Annotated in this window: 17 protein-coding genes; 8 read left to right on the top strand and 9 right to left on the bottom strand. The window is 31.9% G+C overall.

All coding sequences use genetic code 11. The features are described from left to right. Positions 1-8: 8 nt before the first annotated feature. Positions 9-746: a TrmH family RNA methyltransferase gene (locus H8K90_RS02020; RefSeq protein WP_186844272.1), complete on the top strand. Its 738-nt coding sequence runs from the start codon at positions 9-11 to the stop codon at positions 744-746. On the opposite strand, the gene porT is transcribed toward H8K90_RS02020, so the two are convergent. Next, a complete protein-coding gene (porT, locus tag H8K90_RS02015; RefSeq protein ID WP_186844271.1) occupies positions 733-1449 on the bottom strand; it encodes a type IX secretion/gliding motility protein PorT/SprT in 717 nt (238 codons plus the stop codon). The genes H8K90_RS02020 and porT overlap by 14 nt on opposite strands. A 1-nt stretch (position 1450) precedes the next feature. Further along, on the bottom strand, positions 1451-2182 hold the full coding sequence (ubiE, locus tag H8K90_RS02010) for a bifunctional demethylmenaquinone methyltransferase/2-methoxy-6-polyprenyl-1,4-benzoquinol methylase UbiE (protein ID WP_186844270.1): 732 nt from the start codon (positions 2180-2182) through the stop codon (positions 1451-1453). Positions 2183-2371: 189 nt separating this feature from the next. Between ubiE and trkA the strand changes: the two genes are divergently transcribed. From trkA to H8K90_RS01985, 5 genes are all read left to right on the top strand, one after another. Next, entirely contained in the window at positions 2372-3721 is a 1350-nt protein-coding gene (gene trkA, locus H8K90_RS02005; protein WP_186844269.1) for a Trk system potassium transporter TrkA, read from the top strand. Between the two features lie 11 nt (positions 3722-3732). Continuing rightward, positions 3733-5226, top strand: coding sequence for a TrkH family potassium uptake protein (locus H8K90_RS02000; RefSeq protein WP_186844268.1), 1494 nt, complete (start codon positions 3733-3735; stop codon positions 5224-5226). A gap of 163 nt (positions 5227-5389) precedes the next feature. After that, entirely contained in the window at positions 5390-5638 is a 249-nt protein-coding gene (locus tag H8K90_RS01995) for a hypothetical protein (protein WP_186844267.1), read from the top strand. A gap of 133 nt (positions 5639-5771) precedes the next feature. Then, the gene (locus H8K90_RS01990) at positions 5772-6053 is read left to right on the top strand and encodes a hypothetical protein (protein ID WP_186844266.1); all 282 of its coding nucleotides are present in this window, start codon (positions 5772-5774) and stop codon (positions 6051-6053) included. A gap of 12 nt (positions 6054-6065) precedes the next feature. After that, a complete protein-coding gene (locus H8K90_RS01985) occupies positions 6066-6326 on the top strand; it encodes a hypothetical protein (RefSeq protein WP_186844265.1) in 261 nt (86 codons plus the stop codon). 67 nt (positions 6327-6393) lie between these two features. Here H8K90_RS01985 and H8K90_RS01980 read toward each other — a convergent pair whose 3' ends face one another. Both H8K90_RS01980 and H8K90_RS01975 read right to left on the bottom strand, forming a co-directional pair. Continuing rightward, positions 6394-7578: a pyridoxal phosphate-dependent aminotransferase gene (locus H8K90_RS01980; RefSeq protein WP_186844264.1), complete on the bottom strand. Its 1185-nt coding sequence runs from the start codon at positions 7576-7578 to the stop codon at positions 6394-6396. A gap of 31 nt (positions 7579-7609) precedes the next feature. Continuing rightward, positions 7610-8704 (bottom strand): fatty acid desaturase family protein, encoded by a 1095-nt coding sequence (locus H8K90_RS01975; protein ID WP_186844263.1) that lies wholly within the window; start codon positions 8702-8704, stop codon positions 7610-7612. Between the two features lie 147 nt (positions 8705-8851). Here H8K90_RS01975 and rsmG point away from each other — a divergent pair, with 147 nt between their 5' ends. Next, complete coding sequence (rsmG, locus tag H8K90_RS01970) at positions 8852-9478, top strand: 16S rRNA (guanine(527)-N(7))-methyltransferase RsmG (protein ID WP_186844262.1); 627 nt, start codon at positions 8852-8854, stop codon at positions 9476-9478. A gap of 44 nt (positions 9479-9522) precedes the next feature. Here the strand turns inward: rsmG and H8K90_RS01965 are convergent, their stop codons facing one another. Both H8K90_RS01965 and pruA read right to left on the bottom strand, forming a co-directional pair. Then, positions 9523-11202 carry a T9SS type A sorting domain-containing protein gene (locus H8K90_RS01965; protein ID WP_186844261.1) on the bottom strand — a complete coding sequence of 560 codons (1680 nt, stop codon included), beginning with the start codon at positions 11200-11202 and terminating at the stop codon, positions 9523-9525. A 146-nt stretch (positions 11203-11348) separates the two neighbouring features. Beyond that, a complete protein-coding gene (pruA, locus tag H8K90_RS01960; RefSeq protein WP_186844260.1) occupies positions 11349-12974 on the bottom strand; it encodes an L-glutamate gamma-semialdehyde dehydrogenase in 1626 nt (541 codons plus the stop codon). 141 nt (positions 12975-13115) lie between these two features. Here pruA and H8K90_RS01955 point away from each other — a divergent pair, with 141 nt between their 5' ends. Further along, on the top strand, positions 13116-14123 hold the full coding sequence (locus tag H8K90_RS01955) for a DUF6695 family protein (protein WP_186844259.1): 1008 nt from the start codon (positions 13116-13118) through the stop codon (positions 14121-14123). 32 nt (positions 14124-14155) lie between these two features. Here the strand turns inward: H8K90_RS01955 and apaG are convergent, their stop codons facing one another. The 3 genes from apaG to H8K90_RS01940 form a co-directional block, all read right to left on the bottom strand. Beyond that, positions 14156-14542 (bottom strand): Co2+/Mg2+ efflux protein ApaG, encoded by a 387-nt coding sequence (gene apaG, locus H8K90_RS01950; RefSeq protein WP_186844258.1) that lies wholly within the window; start codon positions 14540-14542, stop codon positions 14156-14158. A gap of 74 nt (positions 14543-14616) precedes the next feature. Further along, a complete protein-coding gene (locus H8K90_RS01945) occupies positions 14617-15981 on the bottom strand; it encodes a pyridoxal phosphate-dependent decarboxylase family protein (RefSeq protein WP_186844257.1) in 1365 nt (454 codons plus the stop codon). A 71-nt stretch (positions 15982-16052) separates the two neighbouring features. Next, the gene (locus tag H8K90_RS01940) at positions 16053-17303 is read right to left on the bottom strand and encodes a type IX secretion system plug protein (protein WP_186844256.1); all 1251 of its coding nucleotides are present in this window, start codon (positions 17301-17303) and stop codon (positions 16053-16055) included. Positions 17304-17316: the final 13 nt, after the last annotated feature.

The following is a 17316-nucleotide window of genomic DNA, read 5'->3' as shown; positions in this document are numbered from 1 at the left end:
ACATTTTAATGTTATCAAAGAACCAAATAAAGTTAATTAAAAGTTTAGGCCTAAAAAAGAATAGACAACAATTAGGTTTATTTATAGTTGAAGGTATAAAAGGTATAAATGAATTTTTAAATTCAGATTTTAAACTAGACAAATTGTTTACCACCAATTTAATTTTTGAAGCTTCCGTTGACCAAATTATTGAAATATCTGAGGCAGAACTTAAAAAAATTTCAGCTCTTAAAAGTCCTAATACAGCATTAGCAATTTTTAAAATTCCTGCACCAGCTCTACCAAAAAATGAAGGTTTAATTGTGGCATTAGATGCTATTAGCGACCCTGGAAATTTAGGGACAATAATACGTCTTTGCGATTGGTATGGTGTTAAAGACTTAGTTTGTAGTTCTAATACTGTAGATTGTTATAACTCAAAAGTTGTACAAGCTACAATGGGTTCTCTAGCACGTATTAATGTGACGTATTTAGATTTAGAAAGTTATTTAGAGTCTAATAAAATGGATGTCTTTGGCACGTTTATGGACGGTGAAAATATTTATAAAGCTCAGCTGCCAAAAGAAGGAATTATTATATTGGGTAACGAAGCTAACGGTATTTCAGATAGTATAAAATCTAAAGTTAGTCGACAAATAACAATACCTCAATTTGGAGACAATAAAACTACAGAAAGTCTTAATGTTGCCAATGCCACTGCAATAATTTTAAGCGAATTTAGTAGAAGAACTATTACTGAAAAGTAAAGTTAATAAAAACTCCACGAGTTTGCATTTTGGCAATATTACCAGTCCATGGACTATTTGGATCAGAATCTCTAACGATTTCGTCGTTAATAGCAAAAACGCCACGGATTGAAGGTGTGAATTTAAAATGTAGTAAGTAAAAATCTATACCAAAACCGAGTTCGTAGAAATAGGTGTTTTTTCTCATTCTAAACTGCCCAGCACTATTATCATCTGGGTTGTTTTCATTACTAGAAAGGTTTAAAGCAACCGAAACTCCACCAACAATAAAAGGCTTAAAATTATTAATTCTTTTTGTAGATGCTTTTAATAATAATGGTAAGTGCACATATGTAGATTTAACTTCTCTCAGTAAATCAGAATCGTTAAACTCCATGCCATTAAAGTAGCTTTCGTCATATTGTAAATTTCTTGTTGTAAAAAATACACCAGGTTCAAATCTTAGATTAAGAAAATTATTAATTCGCATATCTCCGACCAACCCTAAATGAAATCCAAAGGTATTATCAACAAGAATATCTTTTAAATCCTCTTCATAATTAAACTTAAAATCATATTGGTTAAAACCAATAAAATAGCCCCAAGACAAAAACTGTTCGTCTTTAGGGTCTGGATTATTTGCTACCTTTTCTTTAGTAAATAGTTGAGCAGTAGCATTTTGAAATGCTAATGAAAATGCTAAAATGAATAGTAATCGTTTCATATTATGCTTTAGATGCAGTATAAATTGTTGCCACTCCCATAGTTTGCGGCTTATCTACGACATTAATAAACCCAATTTTTCTTAAAATATTGTTTAAAGCTTCACCATAAGGAAAAACAGAAGCAGATTCACTCAAGTATTTGTATGCAACTCTATCTTTAGAGAAGAGTTTGCCTATAGTTGGTAGAATAAATTTTGAATAGGTTTTATAACCAAATTTATATATTGGATTTGTTGGTACAGAGGTTTCTAATATTACAAAAATACCATTTGGCTTTAGTACTCTTAAGATTTCAGAAAGGCCTTTTTCTAAATTTTCAAAATTTCGTACTCCAAAGGCAACTGTAATAGCATCAAAAGTATTATCCTCAAAAGGTAAATCTTCAGAATCACCAATCACCATTGAGATTATACCATCTAAATTTTTATTATTAATTTTTTGTCTTCCAACTTCTAGCATACCATCGCTTATATCTAATCCAATGATTTCTTTAGCGCTTGTAGAAGTAAGACTAATAGCTAAGTCGCCTGTCCCTGTGGCGATATCTAAGATGTTCGCGGGATTTTTTTCTCCAACAAGTTTTACCACCTTATTTCTCCATTTAACATCTATACCAAAAGAAATAACCCGATTTAGGCCATCATATTCTTTAGAAATGGTATCGAACATTTTAGTAACCTGATCTTTTTTCGATTGATCACTGTCCTTATATGGATTTACTTTTTTAGCCATTAAAAATTTTTAGCAAATATATGGATAAGTAACAAGTCCTTAAAGTTGAAAAGTATATAAAGTTGAGATTTGAACTTGTTTGCTTGTAAATTTCAGTTTTGCCAACAACTTTAAATAGTTTAAGGGCTTACCAAGCTATAACTTAGAATACTTCTTACTATATTTGCATGTTTATTTCAATAAATAATAATGAAAATAATTATCGCAGGTGCAGGAGAGGTAGGGTTTCATTTAGCCAAATTATTATCCTACGAGTCGCAAGAGATAACACTTATAGACACAAAGAAAGATAGTTTAGCCTATGCTGGCGAACATCTAGACATTAAAACCATAAAAGGTGACGCAACGTCTATAACTATATTAAAAGAAGCACGTATAGATACAGCAGCACTTTTTATTGCTGTAACATCTTCAGAAACTACAAATATTACGGCTGGTGTAATAGCCAAGCAGTTAGGTGCAAAACGTACTATTGCGCGTATTTCTAATACAGAATTTATAGACAATAAAGAAGCCGTAGGATTCTCAAAATTTGGAATTGACGAGTTAATTTCACCAGAATCTTTAGCGGCTTCAGAAATAGAATTATTGTTAAACCAATATGGATTTAATGATACTTATGAGTTTGAAGATGGCGCATTAACCATGTTAGGTTTGCGTTTGTCTAGAACAGCAACTTTTGTCGGTAAAACGGTGAAGGAAGCGGCTGATATCTATCCAGAATTACATTTTATCCCAATTGCAATACAGCGTTACGCAACCCAATATACCATTATACCAAGAGGAGATACTCAGTTTAAAGAAGGTGATAAAGTAGTTTTTATGACTTCTAAAGGAGGTGATGTAGAATTATTTGAATTATCAGGTAAAGTTAAGAGTCAAATAAAAAATGTAATGATTCTTGGTGGTAGTAAAATTGGGTATAAAACTGCTAGAGATTTATGCCAAAGTAAGTTTAATGTAAAATTAGTTGAAAGTAAAAGGCCTGTTGCAGAAGATCTTGCCGATCGTTTACCAAATGCTTTGGTAATTTGTGGAGATGGACGAAACGTTGAGATTTTAGATGAAGAAAATATCTCTGACATGGATGCTTTTATTTCTGTTACAGGGAATTCTGAAACTAATATTATGTCTTGCCTTTTAGCGAAATCTAAAGGTGTAAAGAAAACTATCGCTTTAGTAGAAAATATGGATTACTACCAATTGTCGCAATCTATTGGTATTGATACTCTTATTAATAAAAAGCTACTTGCCGCAAATAATATTTTTAGATACATAAGAAAAGGAGAAGTAGTAGCAATGACTAAGCTTACAAATATGAATGCCGAACTTTTGGAGTTTGTAGTAAAATCTAACTCTAAAATCACAAATAAATTGATTAAGGATTTAAATTTTCCGAGATCAGCTATTTTTGGTGGTGTAATTAGAGGAGAAAAAGGTATGATTCCTCTAGGAAGCTTTAAAATTGAAGCTGGTGATCGAGTTGTAGTATGTTGTTTACCACGTTCAATTTCAGAAGTTGAAGCATTTTTCTCATAGTTTTATAGAAGATGAAGCTTAATTATAAAATCATATTTCATTTTTTTGGATTGCTATTGTTATTCAATGGTGGTTTTATGATGGTAGCTACACTAATTAGTTTAATCTATAAAGACGGTGTTACCTTAAATTTATTCTTAGCTGGTTTAGCAACATTACTTTTGGGTGCCATAGCTATGTTTGGTACTAAAAAACATAGAAAAGAAATGAATAAGCGCGAAGGCTACATTGTTGTAGCTTTTGGATGGGTCGTGATGTCTCTTACAGGTACACTGCCTTATTTGGCAACTGACGCTATTCCTTCATTTACAAACGCATTTTTTGAGACCATGTCTGGTTATACCACTACAGGTGCAAGTATTTTAAATGATATTGAGATCCTGCCGGAAGGTGTATTGTTTTGGCGTAGTATGACGCATTGGATAGGTGGTATGGGAATTATTGTTTTAGCTATTGCCATTTTACCATTGTTAGGTGTTGGTGGCATGCAGTTGTTTGCTGCTGAAGCTCCTGGTCCTGGAGGCGATAAATTACATCCGAGAATAACAGATACAGCAAAACGTTTATGGTTAATATATTTTGGATATACCGTCGCTGAAACTATTTTACTTCAGGTTGCTGGCATGTCTTTTTTTGATGCTATTAATCATGCACTAAGTACATTGTCAACAGGTGGTTTTTCTACTAAAAATGCCAGTGTTGCCCATTGGAATGATAATCCTGCAATACAATACATAATTATATTTTTTATGTTTTTAGCAGGAACAAATTTTGTTCTGAGCTATTATCTTTTTAAAGGAAATGTTGTAAAAATTATTAAGGATGATGAATTTAAACTCTACTTTAAATTTATTGTCATTTTTACACTTGTAGCATCATTATTAATTTATTTTAAAGCGGATGTATCTCAATCTTCAATATTACATCCAATGGTATTAGGTGAAGCTGAAAGTGCCATTAGACATGCATTGTTTCAGGTGTTGGCTATAGTAACTACAACAGGGTTTGTTTCAGCAGATTATACATTGTGGACACCGTTTTTAACAGTTTTCTTTTTTGGATTAATGTTTTTGGGTGGTTCTGCAGGAAGTACCTCTGGAGGTGTAAAAGTAGTCCGTCACTTAATTCTAATTAAAAACGGTTTCTTAGAATTTAAACGTGCTTTGCATCCAAATGCCATTTTACCAGTACGTTACAATACAAAATCAATTTCTAAAGACATTGTATTTAATATCCTTGGATTTTTTATTTTATACATGTTATCTTTTATCATAGGTGCTTTAGTGTTTTCTATGTTCAATATAGATTTTGAATCTGCTATCGGACTTTCAGCTTCTAGTTTAGGAAATGTTGGACCTGCTTTAGGGGATTTTGGACCAGTTAATAATTATGCTGCATTGCCATCTTTAGGAAAATGGTGGGCTGCATTTTTAATGCTTATTGGACGATTAGAATTATTCACTGTACTCATATTATTGACTCCATTTTTCTGGAGAAACAGATAAATTTTCGACTTTTTTTATTTTTTTTTCAAATTTAGCTAGCCTATATTTTTACTAGTGTTTTTTGAAATTGACACCCTCAATCCCACGCTATAGTTGTAACACAGGCTGTAACATTTTTAATTCTTGGGCGTCATATCTATGTAACCAATTAAAAATATCAATCATGGAATTATTATTAAATCAAGAATTAGAATTTGTACCAGAACCCGCTAAGGTGTCTCATTTTACAAACAATGGCTTATTAAATTCTAATTACAAATCAGTTGTGAAGCATAACTACAGTAAGTCAACTACAAAATCTGTATTTGGAATTAGACAAAGACTAAAATCTTCACAATTTAAAATGGTAGATCATACAGCAGCAATTTTAAAACTATCTGTATTTGCCATAGCTTTAATAGCTATTTTCTAAGTAGTAGAAACTATTTAATTTTTCTGACCTCTAACTGACACTTTTTATATGTGTCTTTTATATAACCAACAATGCATTCATTTTGTGTTGATGTTGAATCTTATATCCTATTTTAATCTAAAACCTAGAAATTATGCCTTCTAATTCAATGAACGTTATTAATTTTAATAGAAAACAATTGCCTCAACGAGATAAGTTTGTTAATAGGCTTGGAGGTTATAATGCGGATAAGAGAACAGAATATAATTTTCCTAAAGCTACCGCAAAACAACTCAAAGAAATTGGAAAACGATTAAAAGAAGAACATAAGATAAGAATGCTTAAAATTGCGCTATTGACTGTTATATTATTTATAGGTCTTGTTTGTGTGTGGATTTATGTTGCTGACGGAATGGTTCAATTTGTAACCTATTAAATACCTAATTCTATGCCACTAGGTGAATCAATGAGAAGTACTTTAAAGAGTAACAAGAGCATAATGCTCGATAAATCTAAACGATTTAGAAAAACCTTAGGTGGTTATGATAAAAACAGAAAAATAGAGTTTAATTTACCTAAAGCAACACCAGAGCAATTGAAGGAAATTAGGCAAAAGCTTAAAAAGGAAAATCAAAACCTTTGGATAAAGATTCTTAGCATTACAGCTATACTAATTGTAGGTTTGGTTTGGATGCTTAAAGCGTCATAAACAAAAAAGCTATAACGGAATAAATCACGTTATAGCTTTTTTTAATAAAGGCGATTGATGTATTATATTAAGATAACGCTTCTTTAATACGTTTAATTGCCTCTTTAATGTTCTCTTGAGATGCAGCATAAGAAATTCTTATACAATCTGGGTTTCCAAATGCTTCACCAGTTACTGTAGCTACTAAAGCTTCTTCAAGTAAAAATAAAGACATGTCTGTAGCATTATTAATGGTTTTTCCTTTTATAGTTTTACCAAAATAAGCAGACACATTAGGAAATACATAAAATGCTCCTTCTGGTTCATTGGCTTTAAAGCCGTCTATTTCACTAATTAAATCTAAAATAAGTTTACGACGTACTTTAAATTCATCAACCATGTATTGTATACTAAATGCTGGTGCCTCTAGCGCTGTAATTACGGCACGTTGTGCTATACAATTTGCTCCACTAGTAACTTGACCTTGCATTTTATTGCAAGCTCTAGCTATAAAATCTGGTGCACCTATATAACCAATTCTCCAGCCCGTCATAGCAAAAGCTTTAGAAACTCCGTTTACAGTAATGGTTCGGTCGAACATATCATCAAATTGTGCCATACTAAAATGACCTCCAATAAAATTTATATGTTCATATATTTCATCTGAAACCACATAAATATTCGGATGTTTTTGTAGTACATCTGCTAATGCTCTTAACTCATCTTTACTATAAACAGATCCACTTGGGTTACAAGGAGAACTGTACCAGATCATCTTTGTTTTAGGTGTAATTGCAGCTTCAAGTTGCGCTGCTGTCATTTTAAAGTCGTTTTCTATAGAAGTTTTAACCTCTACTGGTACACCATTGTTTAGCTTTACAATGTCTGCATAACTTACCCAATATGGGCACGGTAAAATAACTTCATCACCTTTATTTAACATTGCGGAAGCAACATTGAACAAAGCTTGTTTAGCTCCTGTAGAAACTACAATTTGTGGTAATGTATATTCTAGGTTATTATCGCGTTTAAACTTATTGATAATAGCCTCTTTTAATTCTACATAACCATCAACAGGTGTGTAACTATTGTAGTTTTCATTGATGGCTTGTATTGCAGCATTTTTTATAAAATCTGGAGTATTAAAATCTGGTTCACCCAAACTTAATCCAATAATATCTTTTCCCTCTGCTCTAAGTTCTCTGGCTTTTGCAGCCATGGCTAGGGTAGCTGATGTCGATAGATTATTAATTCTATCCGAAAGTTGGTTCATTGTACTTATTTATTTTAATCTGCTGATTGTTTTAAGCCATATTTGGCTTCATGCCTAATACTTTTAATTGCCTGTAGTGCTCTGCAATAGCTGTCCAAATAGAATTGTATTCGTTATAAGGTAAGCTAAATTCATGCGCTGTTTCTCTTACTATCTTAGCAATGTTTTTATAATGTACATGACTTATGTTAGAGAATAAATGGTGTTCTACCTGTCTATTTAAACCGCCTGTATAAAATTCTACTATCCAACTTTTTGGAGAGAAATTTGAAGTTGTAAATAACTGGTGAATAGCCCAAGTGTTTTTCATATTTCCATCTTCGTCCGGTAAAGGCATTTCGGTATTAGGCATAACATGTGCTAATTGAAAAATAATACTTAAGATAATACCAGCAGTATAATGCATTATTAGAAACCCTATTAATACTTGCCACCAGGCATAACCAAGTGCTAAAGGTAAAACGACCCAAATAGAATAATAAATTATTTTACCAATAATTAACTTAGTCCATTGTGTAGCAGGATTAGGGAATTCGCCATAAGATAGTTTTCTTTTTAGGTATTGGTAAGTTTGTTTAAAATCTGTTGTAATAGCCCAGTTAACGGTTAATAAACCATATAGTAAAAAAGCGTAATATTTTTGATATTGATGAATTTTTAACCATTTAGAATGTTTAGAAAAACGAATAATTCTACCAGCATCTATATCTTCGTCGTGTCCTTGAATATTGGTGTAAGTATGGTGCAGTACGTTGTGCTGAACTTTCCAATTATAATCATTACCAGCTAAAATATGGATACTGCTTCCCATGAGTTTGTTAACCCATTTTTTACTAGAGAATGAGCCATGATTTGCGTCGTGCATAACATTCATTCCTACACCAGCCATTCCTATACCAATAACCATCATACAAATAATTTGTAACCATGTAGGAACATTTACCGTTAATAATAATACTAATGGTCCAAGTAACAATGTAAACATTATTACAGCCTTAGTATATAGTTTCCAGTTTCCTGTTTTTTTAATATTATTTTCTTTGAAGTAATTGTTAACGCGTTTATTTAAAGTCTTGAAGAACTTAGCAGAATCTTTTCTTGAAAATTTTAATGTTTGTTGTGCCATTAATCTTATGTTTTAAGGGTATAACGTATGGGATTTAAATACATTATAATAATAGCGTCAAAGATAGTTAATAATTAAAATCGAACATAAAAGAATACAATAAATAATACATATTAAATTTAAGTATTTTTGAAAAAAAATAAAGTTATGGAATTAATCCTTAAATATTTTCCAAATTTAACCGAAACTCAAATTAATCAATTTGAAGCTTTAGAAGGATTATATAAAGAATGGAATGCTAAAATAAATGTAGTATCTCGTAAAGATATCGATGAGTTATATCTAAGGCATGTGCTTCATTCTTTAGCTATTGCCAAAGTGATAGAGTTTACTGATAATTCTTCAATTTTAGACGTTGGTACAGGTGGAGGATTCCCTGGAGTTCCGTTAGCTATTTTATATCCAAATTGTAAATTTCATTTAGTAGATAGTATTAATAAAAAACTAAAAGTTATTAATGCTGTTTGTGAAGCCATCGAATTAACAAATGTTAAAACTACGCATAGTAGAGTAGAAGCTATTGACGAGACTTTTGATTTTATTGTCAGCAGAGCTGTAACTGCAATGCCAGAATTTACAAAATGGGTGAAAGGTAAAATTGCAAAAAAGCAACAAAACGAATTAAAAAATGGTATTCTATATTTAAAAGGAGGTGATTTAACCGAAGAGTTAAAACAATATACCAACGTTAAAGCATTTTTACTTTCAGATTATTTTGAAGAAGACTTTTTTGAAACTAAAAAAGTAATTTATCTTCCATTAAAGCATAAGTAAAAAAGAAAGATTTCTTAAATTAAATAGTCTTACTTTTTTAGAACTTAATTTGCAAAAAACTTAGTTACAAAAGTCCTGTTATTTTCACTTGCGATACTTAATATGTAAAGGCCAGAGGCTAGATCTACAGGAATCGTAGTACGATTATTTAAAGTTGTATTTGTATCAAAAACTGTTTTGCCTGTTACATCAATAACGCTAACATTGGCATTTGTATTAATATTAGAAAGTAGTACTAATTCTCTGTTTTGTATTGGATTTTTTTCTAATTGAAATGCCATAAGGTTTTCATTAGAAATCCCTAAAGGAGGTGTTAATATTTCCATCAAAGCAAAGGCAACATTTCCTGCTGTTAATTGCACATGCGGCTCATTGTCATCTGGTACATATATATTGTCAAATGGCGTAATATCAGTGGTTAGGTTTATGTTGTGATGCCAATTAATTTCATTATCGGTAAACTCTATGGCTAACGCACTTATAGATGGTATAAAATTAAATTTATCAATATTGAGAGCGTTTGTAAAATCTTCAGCGATACCACCAGCACCACCTATACCTCCAGTTATTCCAGATAAATCAAATAGTCCGCCTGGTGCTGAATCTATACCATCAGAATACGAAAACGCCTCACTGTTTGCTACTGAGCCGTCAATTTCAGTGCTAAATAATTGAATTGAAATACTACTAGCTGTATTTGTCGTACCAGCGGCAGGTGTAAAATTGACTTCTATATTTATATCAGCTGTGAATATTCCTATGGGTACATTTAAAGTGGTGTTCATTACTGAATATCCATTCGTAACAGTTGGTCCAGTATTGCCTACAGCAAAGTATGAATTATTAATGCCACTGCCATTAATTATAGATACATTACGTGTCGTTTCTGGAAATCCAGATGGTGTTAACGAATTAATATTCGTTTCAAATACTGTTCTAAAAGGATGGGCTATTGGCAAGGTTAGCGTTGGGTTAAAAGTAACTAAATCTACACCAGATAAATGAGCTTCTAAATGATCTGTCAATAGTTGTTTTGCCGCTGGTGAGTTTAGCAAACCATTAATTATTGGCTGTATTTCTGCCACTGCACTAGTTTCATTATAGGCTAAAAAGTTCAATTGATGTTGTAAGCCAATAGGTACGTTAGCACCATAATGAGGTGAATCAAAAGAAATATAAAGCCTCGTATCTGCATCTAAACTCTGATTTTCCATATAGTTTAGGGCGTACCGAGCTATTATTCCTCCCATACTCGGTCCAATAATTACATTTTGCTCTGGGCTATTAGCGGCTTTATCTGTATTAATAATATTAATTAATTCTACCAATACCATTGCATTACGTTCCATAAAATCTGCGCCGCCATCGATGGTGGCTCCATCAGCCATTCTTATATATGTAGGAAAATTTAATACAACAACATCAAAACCTTCAGCACGTAATAGATCTGCTAAGTTTTGCGAGCCAGAAGTTCCTGTGAAATTTAAGAGATTATATATGCTAGTAATATTTCTTGAATCTCCAGGGTCAAAGCCATCAATTAAAAAAATGGGTTTGTCTAAAATGTTATCTGCACTAAGAAAAATTTGATATTCTCCTTCACCAGGATAACTCGTCAATTCACCATATGCAGACAGATCTGTAGTAAAAGTGGAAGTAAAAGTTGTTTGTGCTATTAAAAGAAATGGAAAAAGCAATAGTAGTAAAACGTAGTTTTTTTTCATGGCTGTAGAATTTTAATTAATAGAATTAAAAGATACAAACTTTAGTTTCTATATTGATTTTTTTTAACGTCAATTCCCTTAAAAACAAAAAAAATCCTTAAAAGCATAGTGCTAATAAGGATTTAATTATCAATTAATTATAGGTTTTAACCTAAAAAAGGATATCTGTAGTCTGTTGGAGTTACAAAGGTTTCCTTAATTAATCTTGGAGATACCCAACGTAACAAATTTTGTGCACTACCAGCTTTGTCGTTTGTACCAGAAGCTCGTGCTCCACCAAATGGTTGTTGACCAACAACGGCACCAGTTGGCTTGTCATTAATATAAAAGTTTCCTGCTGAGTTTTGTAAAGCCTTAGTAGCTTCTTCAACTGCATAACGATCAGTTGATAAAATTGCACCTGTTAAAGCATATTCGCTAGTTTCATCAACAAGTTTTAAAGTTTCAGAATAAGCATCATCTTCGTAAACATATATTGTAATCACTGGACCAAAAAGTTCAGTACACATCGTTGTATATTTAGGACTAGTTGTTACAATTACAGTAGGTTCTATAAAGTAACCTTTTGATTTATCGTAATTACCACCAGCAATTATTTCGGCATCACTATCTGCTTTAGCACCATCGATATATTTTGCCAATTTATCAAAAGAACCTTCGTGTATAACAGCAGTAATAAAATTGCTCATATCTTCTGGAGATCCCATTTTAAAAGACTTAATATCTTCTAATAAATATTGCTTCACATCTGTCCAAATACCTTTAGGAATATAAGCTCTTGAAGCTGCACTACATTTTTGTCCTTGAAACTCAAAAGCTCCACGAGCAATAGCTGTAGCAACTTGTTTTGCATTTGCTGATTTGTGTGCTACTATAAAATCTTTTCCACCTGTTTCACCAACAATTCTTGGGTAGGTTTTGTAGTTATGAATATTCTCACCGATTTGTTTCCACAGTTCTTTAAAAATAAATGTAGAACCAGTGAAATGTAAACCAGAAAAATCTGGGCTAGCTAATACTGTATTTGTAATCATTACAGGGTCACCAAAAACAACATTAATAACACCAGCTGGTACTCCGGCTTCTTTAAAAACGTCCATAATGATTTTAGCAGAATACACTTGGCTGTCACTTGGTTTCCATACAACAACATTACCCATTAACGCCATACATGCTGGTAAGTTTCCTGCGATAGCCGTAAAGTTAAATGGTGTTACAGCATAAGTAAAACCTTCAAGAGGTCTGTATTCTACTCTGTTCCATGCATCACTTGTACTTTCTGGTTGTTCCATGTAAATGTCCGTCATAAACTGAACATTAAAGCGTAAGAAATCTATAAACTCACAAGCTGCATCAATTTCTGCTTGGTGAATAGTTTTAGATTGTGCAATCATTGTTGCTGCGTTGATCTTTGCTCTATAAGGGCCTGCGATTAATTCAGCAGCCTTTAAGAAAATACCTGCACGTTGTTCCCATGGCATTTGAGACCATTCTTTACGAGCTTCTAAAGCAGTTGCAATTGCAGCATCTACATGTTTTTGCTCAGCTATATGGTATTCACCTACAATATGTTGGTGATCGTGTGGTGGAGACATAGTCCTGGTATTACCAGTTTTTACATCTTCACCATTTATGTACATTGGGACTTCAACCTTACTGTTAAACATTGCTTTATATGTTTCAGATACAGCTTTACGTTCAGGTGATCCAGGTGCGTAAGATTTTACTGGCTCATTAACTGCTACAGGTACATTAAAGAATCCTTTTCCCATAATATATATTGTTTTTTAGTTTGAATTTTGAAAGTGCAAAGGTACAATATTTATGATATCTTATTAATTTGAAACGTTATAGTTATGTGAAGAGAGAAAGATAATTTTTGTAAGTTGCTGCTTTTAATTTTTTATTCTTTTATGTTGAAAAACGATGCTTTTATTTTAACACTTGCGTATCCAGAAACTATTGTCTCTCATGCAGAAGAGTGGTACTCTAAATATTTAAGGTTTTTGTTTGTTGGAAGTAGAAAACATGTTAGAGCTGGTCATGCAGCATTAGTTTTAATCGATAAGAAAACAGGAGTTTTAGAATATCATGACTTTGGAAGGTATATTACTCCATCTCCAAATGGACGTGTAAGAGGAAGGGAAACTGATTTTGAATTAAACTTTCCACTAAAAGCAGAAATTGAAAATGATTCTATTAAAAACTTAAATGAAATTTTAAAATTTTTGGCTACACATCCAAAACTGACCCATGGTGATGGAAATTTATATGCTTCGGTTTGTAATGTAGTAAATTATGATTTGGCTAGAACACACATCACCAAAATGCAACATCGCGATTTTATCAGGTATGCTGCATTTATAAAAGATGCTTGTAATTGTGCGCGTTTTGTTACTGATACTTTAATTGCTTCGGTTACAAATACCATTCTAAAAAAGAAATTGCAAAATTCTAAATGGTTTACTCCAAGTACTATTGGTAATGTTGTAATCGCTGATACAGAAAATTTTGTTTACTTAGTTTCTGAACAAGGTGAAATTAAGGAGTTTAATTCTACAGTTAGTAGAGAGAATAGACGTTTGTTTTTAGATGTGTTAAAAGGATATAATCCTAGTTTAGTAGGTACATTAAAGCCAAAGCATAATACTGTTAAAATTGAGCATGCTCAATGGTTGGGTGGAATTGCCGCAGGTGCATGGTTTGAGATTTATAGTTTAAGTAATGAAACCGAATATAGATTTAGAAGAATTTCTCCTTATGGGAATATAGATTGTGATAGTATTTATAAAGTAGAAAAAACGGGTTTTGATATAAATTCTGAATATCAGTTTGTGCATTATTCAAACTGTCGATTCTTTCACATTGAACAAGGTGTTGAGCAATACAGATTTAATTTTATAAAAGATTTTGAAAAATAAAGAGATTCCTAATTCTTCGGAATAGCATTATCTTAGTTAAGTGCAAAAGGAGCACTTAACTTAAATGAAGGTATGTAGACTTTAAACTTACTAGCCTTGGTAAAATTCACCATGTTATAGTGACCGCTCATGGCACCAAAAGGCGAAGATAATAAGCAACCAGAATTATAAGTATGAGATTCACCTGGTTTTAAAACAGGTTTTTTTCCAATAACACCTTCACCTTCAATAATTTCTACATTATTTAAAGCATCTAGGATTTTCCAGTGTCTAGTATTAAGCTGCACAGAATCTTTACTTTGGTTTTCAATAGTTACTTTGTAACCAAAAGCAAAGTGCACTTTATAATTTTTATAAAATGTGCCTTCGAAATTGGTTTCTACCGAAATTTTAATTCCGCTTGTAACTTGTTGTACCATTGATTTTTGTAAAAAACGTATGCTAAAATAACATAATTTTTGAATGTAGCTTAATTTTAACGTTAAGAAGCAGCTTAATTTAACAGTTCATTAGAAACAAAGGTTTCTAAGGTCTTAAAAAACGCTAAAATATCTTCTTTCTCTAAAAGGCTATTTATGGTCACCATTCTCACAAATTCTTGATTATTAAATTTTCCGAAACCAACCATAAGTTCAGAGTTCTCATATAAAGCTGTACATAACTCATTAGCAGGAATGCCTTTATAATTAAAACACACTGAGATAGAATCATTAAAACTATATAAGGTATAATCTTTATGGTTGTTTATATAGTCTCGTGCTAAATTTGCCATTTCAAACTGCTTATCTACAATTGTTTCTAAGCCGTTTGTGCCAACCGATTTCCAAAGTGTCCAAATTTTTAAAGCATCATTTCGTCGCCCGCATTGCATTGACGTTTTTCCTAAATTAAAATCATCACCATCTGTCTGGTATAAATAATCAGCTTCATTAGAAAATGAATGATGTAATTGTGCTTTGTGTTGAGTAACAATAATTGAACAACTTAAAGGTGTGCCCAACATTTTATGGGCATTTACACTAAATGAGTCCGAATGTTCTAACCCTTTTATTAAGTGTTTGTATTTTGAACTAAAAATGACTCCACCGCAATAAGCTCCATCTACATGTAGCCAAAGCTTATATTTTTTGCACACTTTACTAATGTTGTCTACATTATCAAAAGCTCCGAGTACAGTTGTGCCAGCTGTAGCATTAACAAAAAAAGGCTCAAAACCTTCGTTTATATCTTTACTTACTAATTCTTCTAAATGGTCAGCGAGCATTTCGCCTTTTGAGTTAGTGTTTACTAGTCTTACTTGGTTTCTGCCAATACCAGTTAATGCAGCATTTTTAGAAATAGAATAGTGCGATTCTTTTGAAGTGTATAAAGTCATTTGCTTAGATAGTCCTTCTGCTCTAATAGCTTCGTTTTTATGGTCTCTTGCCATAATAAGTGCCATCATATTGCTCATCGATCCACCTGGCGCAAATGTACCATCACTATCATTTTTATAACCAGCTAATTTACATATTGCTTTTAACACCTGCTTTTCAATGCCAACTTGAGGGCCAGCAACTTTATAAGTGTACATACTGTTATTAAGCATTACAGCCAACAAATCTCCAAGTGCCGCTTTACCAACTCTACCTCCAAATAATTGATTAAAAAATGATTTTGAAGCTGTTTTAGGTGTGCTTTTTATTACAGTTTTTAAAGTGTTTTTAAGCTGTTTATCAATAATTCCTTCTTTGTGTAATGATAAATCTAATTGATTATATAATTCTGAAGTTGGAATTGGTTTTGCTACAGGCTGATTGATTTCTGCTTCAAAAAGAGTGTCGCATAATTCAGAAAATAGAGCTATATCATATTGCATTTTTTAAAACATTTAAAATGAATTTGAAGATAAAAGAAATTTAGTCTTTAGGGGTTATTTTTCCTTACAGTTTAGTTAGATATATTTACTGAAGACGTTTCGCCATAACCGATAAGGCGATCAAAACGAGCACCTAAGTCTCTGTAATAAACTAAAACTTTATAGTTGTTTTCGGTTTGCCAAAAGTTGCCACTAATAACTCCTTCACTTAACTCTTTAGTTGCTTTATCTACAACAACATATTTGTAATTATAAAACCCTTGTTTTAATCGCAAAATACATTCGTAGCGTTTGCTTTCAGGATTAAATATCATTTTGGTTAAATCTTCAATAGCAAAAGCATTGAAGTTACCATATACATGAATGTCTTTGTCCTTTAGTTCTTCGTGCGATAAAGAGAAATGAACCATTGTGTAGTCTGCTTCAATATCTAAATCCGTTTGGTCTATTGCTGTAACTAAAAAGTTTCCGTTTATGTCTGGATTGTAGGTGTAGGGTTGGTTTTTTCGTGGTACATTAGTAAATAAATAGCTATGATATATGTCTTTTAAATCTATAAATTGAACACCTAAACTTGAGGATCTAACATCTTTAGTTTCAAAATAAATATATTCGTTCCCTCCCCAAAATGCAGATTCGGTGTCATAACGATAGATGAGTTTGTTGCCTAGTGTATATTGTGGTTTTAAATCTGAAATAGCAGTATTTAAATTATTATTCTGAATAATTAGGGTTTTAATAGTTTGTAAAGGGTTATTAAAATTGACACTATTTGTAGAAATTTCTATATCAATAGATTGTTTTTCTGCAATGACTTTAACATCTCTAGAGCGTTTTACGGATGTGCCAACATTAACAAGATCTTCGTAAATCATAAACTTTCTACTAAACATCAATTCATCATAATCATCATAAATAGAAATCATGTAGTTACCACTTTTTAATAAAGCACGTGTTTGTTGGTTTGGTATCGTTAATTCGTAGTGCGAATATATTTGGTAAGTATTGAATGAGTTTTTGTAAGTTAAAATCCTTTGGTTGTCTAATCCTTTTAAATACTCAGATTTTACTAAAGTTGAAGGAGTCCAATCAAAATTAAAATGTTCTATAACATAATAAAAGTCTTCTTCATTACCATTTAAAGCATCAAATTCTAATTGAAGAGGTTCTCCAAGTTTTAAAACTGGCAGTTGTCCTTGCGTTGTATTACTTTTAAAAGTGATAGTTTTTATAAAGTCTGGAGGGCTAACCTCTGCCACTTGGCACAGTATTAATGATGGTGTAAGTAAAAGTAATATAAGGTTGTAAAAGTTCTTTTTCATTACAAAATTTATG

It is taken from the genome of Winogradskyella echinorum, assembly GCF_014297365.1.
GTDB lineage: Bacteria > Bacteroidota > Bacteroidia > Flavobacteriales > Flavobacteriaceae > Winogradskyella > Winogradskyella echinorum.
The sequence above is the reverse complement of the archived record's forward strand: the minus strand, read 5'-3'. Positions and strand labels throughout refer to the sequence as shown.

What these genes read in the sequence shown, in the direction of transcription:
- H8K90_RS02020 (WP_186844272.1), top strand. Translation starts at nt 9, where the DNA reads ATGTTATCAAAGAACCAAATAAAGTTAATTAAAAGTTTAGGCCTAAAA.
- porT (WP_186844271.1), bottom strand. Translation starts at nt 1,449, where the DNA reads ATGAAACGATTACTATTCATTTTAGCATTTTCATTAGCATTTCAAAAT.
- ubiE (WP_186844270.1), bottom strand. Translation starts at nt 2,182, where the DNA reads ATGGCTAAAAAAGTAAATCCATATAAGGACAGTGATCAATCGAAAAAA.
- trkA (WP_186844269.1), top strand. Translation starts at nt 2,372, where the DNA reads ATGAAAATAATTATCGCAGGTGCAGGAGAGGTAGGGTTTCATTTAGCC.
- H8K90_RS02000 (WP_186844268.1), top strand. Translation starts at nt 3,733, where the DNA reads ATGAAGCTTAATTATAAAATCATATTTCATTTTTTTGGATTGCTATTG.
- H8K90_RS01995 (WP_186844267.1), top strand. Translation starts at nt 5,390, where the DNA reads ATGGAATTATTATTAAATCAAGAATTAGAATTTGTACCAGAACCCGCT.
- H8K90_RS01990 (WP_186844266.1), top strand. Translation starts at nt 5,772, where the DNA reads ATGCCTTCTAATTCAATGAACGTTATTAATTTTAATAGAAAACAATTG.
- H8K90_RS01985 (WP_186844265.1), top strand. Translation starts at nt 6,066, where the DNA reads ATGCCACTAGGTGAATCAATGAGAAGTACTTTAAAGAGTAACAAGAGC.
- H8K90_RS01980 (WP_186844264.1), bottom strand. Translation starts at nt 7,578, where the DNA reads ATGAACCAACTTTCGGATAGAATTAATAATCTATCGACATCAGCTACC.
- H8K90_RS01975 (WP_186844263.1), bottom strand. Translation starts at nt 8,704, where the DNA reads ATGGCACAACAAACATTAAAATTTTCAAGAAAAGATTCTGCTAAGTTC.
- rsmG (WP_186844262.1), top strand. Translation starts at nt 8,852, where the DNA reads ATGGAATTAATCCTTAAATATTTTCCAAATTTAACCGAAACTCAAATT.
- H8K90_RS01965 (WP_186844261.1), bottom strand. Translation starts at nt 11,202, where the DNA reads ATGAAAAAAAACTACGTTTTACTACTATTGCTTTTTCCATTTCTTTTA.
- pruA (WP_186844260.1), bottom strand. Translation starts at nt 12,974, where the DNA reads ATGGGAAAAGGATTCTTTAATGTACCTGTAGCAGTTAATGAGCCAGTA.
- H8K90_RS01955 (WP_186844259.1), top strand. Translation starts at nt 13,116, where the DNA reads ATGTTGAAAAACGATGCTTTTATTTTAACACTTGCGTATCCAGAAACT.
- apaG (WP_186844258.1), bottom strand. Translation starts at nt 14,542, where the DNA reads ATGGTACAACAAGTTACAAGCGGAATTAAAATTTCGGTAGAAACCAAT.
- H8K90_RS01945 (WP_186844257.1), bottom strand. Translation starts at nt 15,981, where the DNA reads ATGCAATATGATATAGCTCTATTTTCTGAATTATGCGACACTCTTTTT.
- H8K90_RS01940 (WP_186844256.1), bottom strand. Translation starts at nt 17,303, where the DNA reads ATGAAAAAGAACTTTTACAACCTTATATTACTTTTACTTACACCATCA.